This is a genomic window from Quyinboa sediminis (assembly GCF_042219855.1).
In the GTDB taxonomy this organism is placed as follows: domain Bacteria; phylum Bacteroidota; class Bacteroidia; order Bacteroidales; family UBA5342; genus JBHJHP01.
Genome location: NZ_JBHJHP010000001.1, coordinates 227553 through 241047 on the forward strand (window position 1 = coordinate 227553; position 13495 = coordinate 241047).

Consider the following 13495-nt stretch of genomic DNA (forward strand, 5'->3'; position numbering starts at 1 on the left):
CATAAGACAAAAGATTTAAGAAGCTGAAAATATAAGAACAATGAAAAACTATAAAACACAAATGAAACAGGTTATCTTCATGACATTGCTGGCTTTACTGTCATGGTCGTGTATTCACGAAAATTTTGATGAGCCACCGGTAGCAAAAGAATATGATTTTGAGGCCAATACAACTATTGCTGAATTAAAGGCAATGTATGATACCGATAAGGATACGAATCAGATTGAAACAGATGTCATCTTAAAGGCAACAGTTATTTCCAGCGACGAATCCGGAAATATATACAAAAAACTTATTCTGCAGGATTCAACCGGTGGAATAGAATTCCAGATAGATCAGTATGATCTTTATGTAGAATATCCGCTGGGTGCAGAGGTGCTTGTAAAGTGTAAAGGATTGTATATTGGTAATTATGCCGGTGTAATCCAGATGGGGAGTTCTGTTGAAACTTCCGGTAACTTTACAAATATTGTAAGAATGCCTCCCGTTATGCTTCCTGATGTATTTTACCTGACCGGTACATATTCCACGCCGGTTCCTGATACCTTAACCTTAAGTCAGTTATCTGATGAGAATGTCAATACTTTAATTGCATTGAAGGATATGCAGTTTATTGATGGTCAGGCAGGAAATGCAACATATGCAAATGCAGGTGATCCAACAACATCAAGAAATCGCAGCGTGGTTGAAAATAAAACCGGCAGTACTATTTTACTGCGAAACAGTGATTTTTCTTCTTTCGCCGGAGATACTTTACCTGAAGGAAGCGGCGTTCTGGTTGCTGTATATGGTGTATTTAATGCAGATCAGCAGTTATTCATCAGAGATACCAAAGATGTGCAGTTTGATCAGCCTCGCTATACCGGATCTACCGGTGGAGGTGAAGAACAGGGAACCGGAACAAAAGATGATCCGTATAATGTGCAGAAAGCCATCAACAATCAGGGTAGTACGGTTTGGGTAGAAGGTTATATCGTTGGGTGTATTAACGATATAAGCCTCAGCACTGCAACATTTACTTCTCCGTTCACTGCATCTACAAATATCTTACTTGCAGATGATCCGGAAGAAACTGATGTCAACAATTGTGTGCCGGTTCAGTTGCCTTTTGGTGATATTCGTACAGCACTGAATCTTGCCGATAATGCTGGAATTCATAAGAAACAAGTGATTGTTAAAGGTGAGTTGACAGCATACTTTGGGATACCTGGCATTAAAAATGTAAACGGTTACTGGATGGACGGTGCCGGTATTGATCCGGATTATGTACCCGCAGGACAAATCTACAGTCAGACATTTTCCGGTAATATAGACGCGTTTACGGCGTTTAATGTATCGGGTTCAGCAGAATGGAATTATGGTACATTTGACGGTGGTTGTGCTGTTGCTAATGCTTATCAGCAGGGAGCTAATGAGGATTGGCTTGTTTCGCCAGCCATTAATACAGCGGGTTATTCCACAGTAAGTATTCAGGTACGTCAGGCTATGAATTATATTAAAACGAATGGATGGGGCGATTGTCAGGTTTTAGTGTCGAATGATTACGATGGGACATCAAGTCCGGATCAGCAGGGAACATGGAATTTGATAGAATTCAATACAAAACCTGCAGGTAACGACTGGAATTTTGTGGATTCGGAGAATGTTGATATTACTTCGTATTCAGGTGGAAATATCTATGTAGCATTAAAATATTTGTCTACTGCTTCTGAAGCTGTGACCTGGGAAGTGAGCACAGTTTCCATAAATGGATCGAATTAACATGCGAAGAATCGTTTTACTGGGGGTATTGCTGGTAGGATTAAGTTGGATTCAGGCACAGATACCCGCCGGATATTATGATGGAACAGAAGGCCTGTACCGTGAGGCCTTACACAGTAAACTGCATCAGATAATTAAAGGAAACAAGGTTTTCACTTATGGTGATGCCCGCTATATTCTGGATGAAACAGACCGGGACCCGAATAAGAGCAGTAATATTATACTGGTTTACGGTGGTTACAGCGTAAGCAGTACCTGGGATTACGGTAAAACATGGAACCGTGAACACGTCTGGGCAAAGTCGCATGGCGATTTTGGTACAGATGATGGTCCCGGATCTGATTTGCATAATCTGAAACCAGCCGATGAGTCGGTTAATGCCGACCGTTCCAATAAGGATTTTGACGAAGGAGGATGGCAGGAGAGTGATTACTCCCCGCCTTCGGGTTATTCCTCGCCTTATAAAACAGGTTGCTATACAGATGATGATTCCTGGGAGCCCCGTGATGAAGTGAAAGGTGATATAGCCAGGATCATTCTGTATATGGATGTACGCTATGATGGCGGAGACGGTTTTCCTGATCTGCAGGTTGTGGATAAAGTGCCATCTATTACTTCTATTACGTTTTATCAGCCTTATCATGGCAAGCTTAGTACCCTGTTAAAATGGAATGAGCAGGACCCTCCGGACGATTTTGAACGCCACAGGAACGACGTGATTTACAGTTACCAGAATAACCGCAATCCGTTCATCGATCATCCTGAATTTGTAAACGCCATTTGGGGCAAAAATGCCGCAATTGATGCAAAAGACAAATCTTCTGACCGTGTATATTATTCCAAAGGAAATGTGGTTTGTGAAAACAACAGCATTGAATCCAAATCGTTACAGGTGTTCAATCCGGCAGGAAAACAGATATATAATTCCAGTGTTGCTGCAGGAAAAAAAGCTGATATACCAACGACCGGATTTCCCGCACTGGTTATCGTAAAACTGGGTGCTAAAGCAACGAAAGTAGTTATTGATTAAAATTATAAATTCAGGGTGCGACTTAATGTTGCACCCTTTTTATTATTTCAAACGGTAAACAATAACCCCTCGTAGCAAAGGAAGAGGAGGGAAATATCTGTTTTTAACGCACCGTCATCAGTCTCGATTCCGATCTGTCACCGGTTTGAATCCGGTAAAAATAAATGCCGGATTTCAACCCTTCATTTTTGAAAATGACTTTGTGGTCTCCTGCCGGATAAAACCCCTCTGTTAACGTTTTTATATTTTTGCCCGATAAATCAAGCACCTCAATTCTGACGTCATTTCCGGTTTCCAGCTGAAAAGGAATCGTTGTACTTTCCCTGAACGGATTTGGATAGTTCTGTTTCAGTGCTTCTGAGTTTACCTCTTCAATCGGTGTTGTAACATCATTTAAAGCTTCCTGTATGGCACTTTTGGTTTGGGTTATGGTGCTGCTGGCACCGGACGTTCCGATATATTTAAATTTGCCGTCAGCGCCGATAACAATAAGACGGTCATACGTGGTTTCCCAGCTTGTGGCCACAGTGCCGCCTTTCAGATACATGGTCATGTCCAGTGAAGTGGAATTTTTAAAATTCTGTACCTGAGATGTGCTCCCATTCCAGGTATCTATACCGATGGCGACAAAATCCGGATTGTCCTTAAATGTTTCAAGAATTTGTGATTTCACCTGGGGTGCCGCACCAATACAATACGGACAGGCATAACCAAACATAAATACAAAAACAACCTTCCCGTTGTAATCCGTTAACATGCCGTTACCACCGGTAAGCTTATCCAGTGTGAAGTTCGGCGCGGTTGATCCGATATCTTTTGCCGGTAGTGCTAAACTAACCCCAAAGATGACTGTAAAAAGTAAAGCGAAACGTTTCATAATGTATCCATTTAAATGTTATATTTTTAATATCCATCTTAATTCAATGCCTTTAAAATCCAGTACTTCGTAACAGATTCCTGCGCTGCATGCAGGCCCGCCACGTCGTTCTCCCGCAAAAAGCTGAAGGGCGTTTCTGCGGTCTGGCCGGTAGGATAGGCTCAGACCCGGGAAAAATTGACTGGTTTCTATTTTTGCTGTGTTGGAAAGGTCTGCAGCAACCGGATCATCCGTAAATTCAAGGACAAATGTTGCAGAAAGCGTGGTTGACAAATTTACCGCCAGACTGCCAAACAGGTTATGGTACTTACTGGCAGCACTGTTTGGGAATTGCCGCTTCAACCATTGCGCTTCCGATTCGAGGGTCAGGCTCCATTCTTTGCCAAGATAATGTGTGTAGTATATTCCTGTGGTATAGCGTTCCGGTTCAAACCTGATTTCATCTCCGGAAAAATCTGCAAATAGTTTCAGTTGGTTCGATCTGCAAATTGTAGCATACCATTCCACAAAATATTCGAAGGAGCTAAAGTTGTCGTAGAGTTTATTGACAGTCCTGGAGTGGTTCACTGTAATTAGCTGCTGGTCGGTCGGTGCAAAAAACAGCTCCACCTGGTAGCCGCTTTCATTATTCAGATCCGGTACATGGGTGCTCCGGTTCAGCAAACGATAAGAATGTTCCTTAACCAATGTTGGCGGATCCGAAAAACCGGAACCGATGAAAAAGTTGTGATAATCCTTCACCTCAGCACTGATACCGAATCCGGGAATGGAATAGGTCACGTTAAAATAAGCGCCGTATCGGCTGTCCATGGATGTGTTAACATACGATTGACCCGAACCAACGGCAGAGGCATATTCCCCGTAATAACTGATATTTTGTACGATGGAACCACCGGTATACAGGCTCAGGAAATTTTGGGTTCTATTATTGAACATGGAATTCATTATGACAGATCCGAAATAAAACGAATTGTAATATCCCTGTGCCTCGCCGGCATTTATATAATTTTCCCTTCGCTTATTGCTGGTAATAGGCAACTGGTTATTCAGCATTTTCCCGGACAGGGCTTTAACTGAAAACCACTGATTGGTATAGCCTGCATAAGCACCCAGAAAATCTTTGTAAAACCCTTGTTTCACCCGGTAAACCTGATCCTCATAAACGGCATTGCTTATTTCATATCCTCTGAAAAGCAGTCCTTTTCCCAATGTTTCGTAAAAGTTGCCCAGCTTTATGTCAAGACCACGCTTTCTGTAGTTCAGTAAAAACTGCGATATCTTTTGGTAATCACCACTTAAGGAGTCAGGCGAGTAAAACTGTTCAATGCGCAGACTGGCTTTTAATGGTTTCCAGCGATACTGAAGGTTAAACTGATCATACAGGGTGTTGAGGTTTTCAGGTTCTGTTCCGGGAATATTGCCATGCTGGTATTCTGCCAAATGATACAGCGACAGCTGCCCAAGGGTTTTCAGGGGAAAAGATAACAGTAATATGGGAATAACGAAGCGGGCCATTTTACAATCGTTTTTCAATTTCTTCCTTTATTTTTTCTTCGTCACCCGGTGTAAATCCTTCGTGGGTGTAAACCAGTTTCCCTTCTGAATCCAGGATGCAGAGTGTCGGCAACACACTTACGTTCAATTCATTTTTCACATCCTCGTCCATGTCATATAATACAGGATATGTAATTTTCAGAGAACTGAGCAATGGTTTTACTTTTGAATGGTTCCTGGGACTGTCCACATTTATTCCGATTACATTCACACCTTTATCTTTATACATTTCATAGATACTGTTGATCTTTGGCATTGCATTCAGACATGGCTTACACCAGGTTGCCCAGAAGTCGATAATGGTTAGTTGTTCACCCTGCAGATCTTCCAGGTTCACCCAGCGGTTGTCCACGGATTTTAATTCTAAATCCATATTCTGAGCGCTCAACCGGTAGGTTATCAGGATGAAAATTAACGGGATGAGTATCTTCATTTGTCTGTAATTTAGATTCTTTTTAAATAATAGACGAACACAAAATCATTTCCTTACAAAAAGGATTGTTTTTTGTAATTTTATTTTTCAGAAATCTCGGAAACTGTACAAAAACACCCTGTAGATCTGAGGTGTATTAAGCTTTGAAATTCAGATTAATATGAAAGTGAGAAAGTTTGGAAGAGGCAAGGAGCTGGAGATGTTTTCTGCTGCCGTGGATACACATCTCGAGCGTCAATTGGCAGCGGGCGGCATAAAAGCAGGATTTCCCTCACCCGCAGAAGATTTTCTGGATATTGCCATTGATCTGAATGTGGAACTGATCAGGAATCCGGTGTCTACTTTTTTCAGTCGGGTAAGCGGAAACTCCATGCAGGATATGGGTATAAATGACGGTGATTTACTGATTGTGGACAAAAGCCTGCAGCCTGAAAACAACAAGGTGGCAGTCTGCTACCTTGATGGCGAGTTTACGCTGAAAAGAATAAAAATTGAAAAAGACTGTTGCTGGCTTATTCCGGCCAATGAAGATTTTAAGCCGATAAAAGTAACCGCTGAAAATGATTTCATCGTCTGGGGTATTGTAACCTATGTCATAAAATCACTGTGATGTTTGCACTGGTTGACTGCAATAATTTCTATGCTTCCTGTGAACGGGTTTTTCGTCCGGATCTGATAGGAAAACCGGTGGTGGTACTCTCCAACAACGATGGTTGTGTGATAGCCCGGAGTGATGAAGCCAAAAAGGCTGGAATACCCATGGGGGCACCCGCATTCAAATATCAGCATATATTCGATGCGCACAAAGTCAATGTGTTCTCTTCAAATTATGCCTTATACGGTGATATGAGCCGACGGGTGATGGCTATCCTGGCAACGTTTACACCCGATGTTGAGGTTTACAGTATTGATGAGGCTTTTTTGAGGTTTAAAGTGGATCGTAATACTGATTTTCCAGCGCTGAGCCGGAAAATTAAGGAGGCCGTGACGAGATCTACCGGAATTCCCATTAGTGTAGGAATGGCTGAAACCAAAACACTGGCCAAGGCAGCCAATAGGATAGCCAAGAAGTTCAGCGAACTGACGGGTGGCATTTACATTATAGATTCTGAAGAAAAGCGACTGAAGGCCATAAAGTGGTTGAAGGTGAAGCATATCTGGGGAATCGGTAAAAGTCATACACAACGACTTAATAAGATGGATGTGAACACAGCGTACGATTTTACGCTGTTGAATGACGGCTGGGTGCGTAAAAACCTCACGGTGGTTGGTTTGCGGCTTAAAAAAGATCTGGAGGGACAGCCTACACTTGATCTGGAACATACCGTAAATAAAAAAAACATTGCTACCACACGATCGTTCGATCAGAATTATACCACATTTGAGCAGTTACGGGAACGGGTCTCTTCTTTTGCGGTCAGTTGTGCCGAAAAACTGAGAAAGCAACACAGTACCTGTACCCGTTTGATGGTATTCCTGGGAACGAACCGGTTCAGAAGTGATTTACCGCAGTATGATCCCAGCGTAATGGTTAAACTCACAAATCCTACCAATTCCGCTATCGAATTATCCAAACAGGCAACGCGGGCTTTACGGATAATGTTTCGTGAAGGCTTTGAATATAAACGGGCTGGTGTGTTGGTGATGGATCTGGTAAAGGATGACACCTGTCAGCTTAATCTGTTTGAACCACCCAATATTAAACACAAACCTCTGATGGAAGCCATCGATAAAATCAACCTGACCATGGGCCAGCAAAAGGTGAAACTTGGAAGTCAGGATCCGGATCGTTTATGGAAGATGCGGCAGGAAAAACTCTCACCGCGCTACACCACTCGTTTGAAAGAGATCATTGTTGTTAAAGCGTAGGATATGATGTGGTTCTGATTCAGGTGAGAGGTCAATCGTGAGACGTTCATCGTCATTCCTCATTCCTATCGTGTTCCTTCGATACATACCGATTAGCATCGGTACACTCAATAACCGGCCATGTTGTGGCAGAGAGTGAATAAATTCCTAATTCATCATTCCTGATTTGTAATTAACAGTGCCAGTGTAAATTAGATCTTTTGATTACAGTGATTGGCATTAAAACACAACGTATTGATTATTAAAAACTTGAACATAAGGACTAAAGTCCTGCAGTATGGACCTGACAAGTAACGCTGGCATTGTGCCACCTCTAATACTAAGGCGACACGCGGTAATGCCGGGGTTACTGGAGACTGCGTACAAAAGGGTTTCAACCCTTTATTTAGTCTTTTACGGGACAACAGTTATTCATAATCAATTTCGTTCCAACGCTACCACTCAGTCCCTTTTGCTTCTCCGTTATAGCTTGGCGGCACGCTGAAAGGGGAAGATCAGGGCGAATTTTCTTCATTTTTCATTGTTCATTCATTTATTGTCATTCCAAATTGAATAAATGGTTACTTCGATACATACCAATTAGCATCGGTACACTCAGTAACCGGCCATATTGTGGCAGAGAGTGAATAAATTCCTAATTCATCATTTTTAATTAATTTAAACCCTTCACGGCCTTTGTTCGTTATCATATCCGATCTTAGTTATATTTGTGGTTTATTTCAGGACGATGTCAGAAAACGAAAATCAATACATTCATATTAAAGGAGCACGGGTTCATAACCTGAAAAACGTAGAGGTTAAAATACCACGACGGAATCTGGTGGTCATCACAGGATTATCCGGGTCGGGTAAGTCATCTCTGGCGTTTGATACCCTGTATGCGGAAGGGCAGCGGCGCTATGTGGAGAGTCTGTCGTCATATGCGAGACAGTTTTTGGGCAGGATGAATAAACCGGAGGTGGATTTCATAAAAGGGATACCGCCGGCTATTGCCATCGAGCAAAAAGTGAATACCCGTAATCCACGTTCAACGGTTGGTACCTCTACCGAGATTTATGATTTTATGAAACTCCTGTTCGCCCGCATTGGTAAAACCTATTCTCCGGTATCAGGATCAGAGGTGAAAAAGGATAATGTGGAAGATGTGGTGGATTATGTGATGACCTTTGAAAAAGGTACACGTTTTGCCGTCTATTCTCCCCTTATCATACCTAAAGGCCGTTCGTATGCCGAGCAGCTCGATATTCTGAACAAGCAGGGATACAGTAGAATTGAGAGGGGTGGAGAACTTTACAGCATTACAGAAGAACTGGAGAGCGAAAACCACAAAAAGATAAAATGTTCCGAATGTCTGATCCTTATTGACCGTATGGCTGTAAGCGATGATCAGGATTCCCTGAGCCGTATCCGGGATTCTGTGGAGACCGCTTTTTTTGAAGGACGTAAAAACTGTATTGTGAAGGTTTACCTGGACGATAAGGTGATTGAAAAGGCATTTTCACATAAGTTTGAAGCCGATGGCATGGAATTTATTGAGCCGACGGAAGAGATGTTCAGCTTTAACAATCCGTTGGGTGCCTGTCCGGAATGTGAAGGTTTCGGTAAAGTTATCGGAATAGACGAGGACCTGGTTATTCCAAATAAGAACCTATCGGTATATGACGATGCGGTGGTATGCTGGAAAGGAGAAAAAATGAGCGAATGGAAGGATGAGCTGGTTTACAACGCATCCAAATTCGATTTTCCGGTACATACACCTGTATTTAAACTTACTGCAGAACAGCGTAAACTGCTGTGGACCGGTAATAAATATTTTCACGGGCTGCACAGGTTCTTCAAATACCTGGAATCGAAACAATATAAAATACAGTACAGGGTAATGCTTGCACGGTATCGCGGTAAAACAACGTGTCCATCCTGTAACGGTACACGACTAAGAACAGAGGCTTCGTATGTTAAGGTTGGTGGATATGCGATGAACGACCTGGTGAATCTGTCCATACGGGATCTTCATGAGGTATTCAACAGTATGGAGATTGATGAGCGGGACCGAAAAGTTGCCAAACGACTGTTACCGGAAATTCAGAATCGTCTGCAGTTTCTGCTGGACGTTGGTCTGGGTTATCTGACCCTAAACCGCCTGTCCAATACCTTATCCGGTGGAGAATCTCAGCGCATTAACCTGGCAACGTCGCTGGGTAGCAGCCTGGTTGGTTCCATGTATATTCTGGATGAACCGTCCATCGGCCTGCATTCACGTGATACCAAACTGTTGATTGGCGTGCTTGAGAAGCTTAAGGAACTTGGAAATACGGTAATTGTTGTGGAACATGATGAAGAGATTATTGAAGCCGCAGATTACATTATTGATATTGGTCCCGATGCCGGACGTTTGGGTGGTAACATCATTTTTCAGGGTGAACCGGAAAAACTGACCGGAGTGGATTCCTATACGGCAAAATATATGACCGGTGCAGAGGCCATACCAGTCCCGGTACACAGAAGGCGGTGGAATAACTTTATTGAAGTAAAAGGGGCTTTGGAGAATAACCTGAATGGTATTGATGTGAAGTTTCCATTGGGGGTAATGACTGTGGTTACCGGTGTGAGTGGTTCAGGGAAATCATCGTTGGTTAAAAACATTTTATATCCTGCGCTGAAAAAACGGTATGGAGGATCTGCAGATAAAACAGGAGAACATGCATCCCTGGAAGGTGATATGCACATGCTAAAGGATATTGAGTTTGTGGATCAGAATCCTATCGGAAAATCATCGCGTTCAAACCCGGTTACCTATCTGAAAGCCTACGATGAGATCAGGGCATTGTATGCTGCACAGAAAGCTTCGAAGGTAAATGGTTTTAAACCCTCTCATTTTTCATTTAATGTAGATGGTGGTCGTTGCGATGAATGTCAGGGTGAAGGTGAGATAACCATTGAAATGCAGTTCATGGCCGATATTAATCTTCCGTGTGAGTCCTGTGGTGGAAAACGTTTTAAAGAGGAGATTCTGGAAGTAAAATACCAGGATCACTCCATATACGATGTACTTGAATTAACAGTAGATGATGCGATTACTTTCTTTCGTTCCGGCAAAGGTTCTACCGAAAAAAAGATCGTAAAGAAACTGTTGCCCCTGCAGGAAGTCGGGCTTGGGTATATCAAACTGGGACAGTCATCAAGTACCTTATCCGGTGGTGAGAGCCAACGGGTTAAACTCGCTTTCTTCTTATCCAAAGAAAAGCCTGAGCCCACCATGTTTGTATTTGATGAACCGACTACAGGCTTGCATTTTCATGATATCAGCAAGTTGCTGGAAGCATTTAATGCCCTGATCAGGAGAGGACATTCGGTCCTGATTATAGAGCACAATATGGAGATTATCAAATGTGCGGATCATATTATTGACCTCGGTCCGGAAGGAGGGGATATGGGAGGCAATCTGGTGGTCTGCGGAACACCGGAAAAAGTAAGTACGGACGAAATCTCATATACGGCAAAATTTCTTGCAAAAAAATTGAATTAACAAGATGCTGAAAAGCAGGAATTTAGTTTTGGGTTAGTAAATATTTTCTGAAAAATTGCAGTATTTTATTTGTGAGTAATATGAATTAATATATCTTTGCACCGCCTAACACAAAAAGGGCATTCCTCTCAAAAGCCTTTGTGGCTAAGGAAAGCAAAAAGTGAAAGGTAAAAAAAATGTGTAGACTCAGTAGCTCAGCTGGTAGAGCACATCCCTTTTAAGGATGGGGTCCTGGGTTCGAGCCCCAGCTGAGTCACAACACTTAAAGAGACATTCAAATTTTGGATGTCTCTTTTTTTATATAACCTTTTCCAAAGTTTCAAACTTTGGAAAAGATTGGAAAAGTTAGAAGGGAAAAAGAATGGTTTTAGTATTATTCTTCCGCCTTCTGCTGATAAAACTTCTGCAACACATAAAACGCCTCTTTCTTAATCCCGTTATCCGAGATTATCCCTTTGCGGTTATAGTAATCCTGAATATTATTGAGAAGGCGTCGGGGAGAGTAGAAGTCCACCAGAATCCATGGACTGGTACCTGAAAATCCATCCACCTTGTCAAACATTTTCAGGGTTTCCTCGTAAAGCCTCGCCTGGTATTCTTCACTCCAGATTTCGGTGCCGTCACTGTGCTTCCCCTGTAATGCACCGGCTCCGAATTCGCTTACAAAAAATGGCTTATCATATGGGATTTCCCAGTTGCGGGTCTTGATATCGTCTATTGAACCGCCATACCAACCCAGGTAACTGTTAAAGCTGATGATGTCGACGTACTTATTCATATTGTCTTCCACCTTACTCAGGTTTTTTGACTGGCCTGTCACTTCCATGGCCATACTAATCAGCCTTGTATCGTCTTTTATGCGGGCAAATTCTGCAAGCCTTGCCAGGAACTGATCGCGTGCATCACTATGCGGTGTTTCATTAGCGATGGACCAGACGGTGATGGCGCAGCGGTTCTTATCACGGTTGATCATGTCATCAAGCTGTGCCTGAGCGTTGGCGTATGTTGCCGGATTTTCCCAGTGTATCGTCCAGTAAACAGGGATCTCCGACCATACCATAAGCCCCATTTTTTCAGCTTCACGAACCATATGTTCATTATGCGGATAATGTGCCAGTCGTACAAAGTTACACCCCAGTTCCTTTGCCCAACCCAACAGCACTTTGGCATCATCCGTTGACCATGCGCGTCCCTGTCTGAAAGGGGCCTCTTCGTGGATACTGATGCCGCGTAAAAATACTTTCTTGCCATTGAGCAGAATCTCTTTACCTTTTGTTTCAATCTGCCTGAATCCGATCTGATCATTGATTTCTTCACCGTTGTAACTAATAACCACGCTATACAGCTTCGGATTTTCCGGACTCCATAATTCCGGCCTGGCAGCAATAGAGAAGGTAGCGAACCCGTTCTCATCCGTTGAATTCGCCAGCGAAATATTCAACTCAGGAATGTTAATCGCGATGCTTTGTCCGGGAGTGGCTTTGTTTAACTTTACCTTAGCTGTAATTCTGTTGTATTTGCCTTTTTCAAGCTGAATAGTGTAATCGCGAATGAAAACCTCAGGAACATCAATCAACATCACTTCCCTGGTCATCCCTCCATAGTTCCACCAGTCCGCATTAATGGTCGGAACACCCTCGGGATGGCGCTCGTTATTAACCCGGACCACAATAAAGTTTTTCCCCTCCTTCACTTTTCCTGAAATGTCAATATTGAAAGGCGTAAACCCTCCAATGTGTTCACCCACTTTCTCGCCATTCAGATAAATTTTGGCATCATAGTTTACCGCACCAAAATATACATAGGTCTTATATCCATCTTTAGGGTGGTAATTGAAATCTTTTTTAAACCATACACTTCCTTCATAAAAAAACAGTTTAGGATCTCTGGTATTCCAGTCCGACGGAATAACCATGAGCGGGGAAGTATCAAAATTGTATTCCACAAGGTCTGTTTTGCTCTGCGCCTTTTTATTCTTAAAAAATCCATTGGGATTTTCATTCAGCCGGTAATCATAGAACCCATTATCGAAGGGATCTACAATGTAGTGCCAGCTTCCATTAAGCGACTGACAGTTCCTTGCATAAACATTCTGGATCAGTTTATCCTGTGATAAAACAGTTAGTGGCATCAAGACGGTCAGAAATAGAATTAATTTTTTCATCTGATATAATTTTTTGTGATTCATGTTCGGACGAACCATTTTTGTGCAATATACAAAAGGTACCGGTATAAATGTCCTCAAATTTACCATTTAAAAAATGTTCTAAACCTATAAACAGCAGATATAGATGTCTGCATTAATCTGCAGGTTTTAGTTATTATAAAAGGAACATACTGCTCATGGATTTATTTCAACAATTTTTATATACCGTGGGCACCGGAATCACAGGCTTTTTTATTATTTCATTACTGGATTTACTTAATGGGTCAATTTGTAAAAT

At 42.3% G+C, this 13495-nt stretch carries 9 protein-coding genes and 1 tRNA gene; 6 read left to right on the forward strand and 4 right to left on the reverse strand.

Annotation, left to right across the window (positions count from 1 at the left end):
• Positions 1–40 precede the first annotated feature (40 nt).
• The gene (locus tag ACE1EF_RS01090) at positions 41–1762 is read left to right on the forward strand and encodes a DUF5689 domain-containing protein (protein ID WP_375718752.1); all 1722 of its coding nucleotides are present in this window, start codon (positions 41–43) and stop codon (positions 1760–1762) included.
• 1 nt (position 1763) lies between these two features.
• The gene (locus tag ACE1EF_RS01095; protein ID WP_375718753.1) at positions 1764–2792 is read left to right on the forward strand and encodes an endonuclease I family protein; all 1029 of its coding nucleotides are present in this window, start codon (positions 1764–1766) and stop codon (positions 2790–2792) included.
• A 103-nt stretch (positions 2793–2895) separates the two neighbouring features.
• Here ACE1EF_RS01095 and ACE1EF_RS01100 read toward each other — a convergent pair whose 3' ends face one another.
• From ACE1EF_RS01100 to ACE1EF_RS01110, 3 genes are read right to left on the reverse strand one after another with little or no spacing between them, the layout of a single operon-like run.
• Positions 2896–3669, reverse strand: a complete 774-nt coding sequence (locus ACE1EF_RS01100) for a T9SS type A sorting domain-containing protein (RefSeq protein ID WP_375718754.1) — start codon at positions 3667–3669, stop codon at positions 2896–2898.
• 18 nt (positions 3670–3687) lie between these two features.
• Positions 3688–5184, reverse strand: coding sequence for a DUF6029 family protein (locus tag ACE1EF_RS01105; protein ID WP_375718755.1), 1497 nt, complete (start codon positions 5182–5184; stop codon positions 3688–3690).
• A 1-nt stretch (position 5185) separates the two neighbouring features.
• Entirely contained in the window at positions 5186–5656 is a 471-nt protein-coding gene (locus tag ACE1EF_RS01110; RefSeq protein ID WP_375718756.1) for a TlpA disulfide reductase family protein, read from the reverse strand.
• Positions 5657–5816: 160 nt separating this feature from the next.
• Here ACE1EF_RS01110 and ACE1EF_RS01115 point away from each other — a divergent pair, with 160 nt between their 5' ends.
• The 4 genes from ACE1EF_RS01115 (at position 5817) to ACE1EF_RS01130 (ending at position 11307) form a co-directional block, all read left to right on the forward strand.
• The gene (locus ACE1EF_RS01115; RefSeq protein ID WP_375718757.1) at positions 5817–6266 is read left to right on the forward strand and encodes a LexA family protein; all 450 of its coding nucleotides are present in this window, start codon (positions 5817–5819) and stop codon (positions 6264–6266) included.
• The gene (locus ACE1EF_RS01120) at positions 6266–7525 is read left to right on the forward strand and encodes a Y-family DNA polymerase (protein WP_375718758.1); all 1260 of its coding nucleotides are present in this window, start codon (positions 6266–6268) and stop codon (positions 7523–7525) included. Before ACE1EF_RS01115 ends, ACE1EF_RS01120 begins: the two co-directional genes overlap by 1 nt.
• Positions 7526–8252: 727 nt before the next feature.
• Complete coding sequence (gene uvrA, locus ACE1EF_RS01125) at positions 8253–11051, forward strand: excinuclease ABC subunit UvrA (protein WP_375718759.1); 2799 nt, start codon at positions 8253–8255, stop codon at positions 11049–11051.
• Between the two features lie 183 nt (positions 11052–11234).
• Positions 11235–11307, forward strand: a tRNA-Lys gene (locus ACE1EF_RS01130).
• A 117-nt stretch (positions 11308–11424) separates the two neighbouring features.
• Here ACE1EF_RS01130 and ACE1EF_RS01135 read toward each other — a convergent pair.
• Entirely contained in the window at positions 11425–13215 is a 1791-nt protein-coding gene (locus ACE1EF_RS01135; protein ID WP_375718760.1) for a glycoside hydrolase family 2 protein, read from the reverse strand.
• Between the last annotated feature and the right edge of the window lie 280 nt (positions 13216–13495).

What these genes read in the sequence shown, in the direction of transcription:
- ACE1EF_RS01100 (WP_375718754.1), bottom strand. Translation starts at nt 3,669, where the DNA reads ATGAAACGTTTCGCTTTACTTTTTACAGTCATCTTTGGGGTTAGTTTA.
- ACE1EF_RS01135 (WP_375718760.1), bottom strand. Translation starts at nt 13,215, where the DNA reads ATGAAAAAATTAATTCTATTTCTGACCGTCTTGATGCCACTAACTGTT.
- ACE1EF_RS01120 (WP_375718758.1), top strand. Translation starts at nt 6,266, where the DNA reads ATGTTTGCACTGGTTGACTGCAATAATTTCTATGCTTCCTGTGAACGG.
- ACE1EF_RS01110 (WP_375718756.1), bottom strand. Translation starts at nt 5,656, where the DNA reads ATGAAGATACTCATCCCGTTAATTTTCATCCTGATAACCTACCGGTTG.
- ACE1EF_RS01095 (WP_375718753.1), top strand. Translation starts at nt 1,764, where the DNA reads ATGCGAAGAATCGTTTTACTGGGGGTATTGCTGGTAGGATTAAGTTGG.
- ACE1EF_RS01105 (WP_375718755.1), bottom strand. Translation starts at nt 5,184, where the DNA reads ATGGCCCGCTTCGTTATTCCCATATTACTGTTATCTTTTCCCCTGAAA.
- ACE1EF_RS01115 (WP_375718757.1), top strand. Translation starts at nt 5,817, where the DNA reads ATGAAAGTGAGAAAGTTTGGAAGAGGCAAGGAGCTGGAGATGTTTTCT.
- ACE1EF_RS01090 (WP_375718752.1), top strand. Translation starts at nt 41, where the DNA reads ATGAAAAACTATAAAACACAAATGAAACAGGTTATCTTCATGACATTG.
- uvrA (WP_375718759.1), top strand. Translation starts at nt 8,253, where the DNA reads ATGTCAGAAAACGAAAATCAATACATTCATATTAAAGGAGCACGGGTT.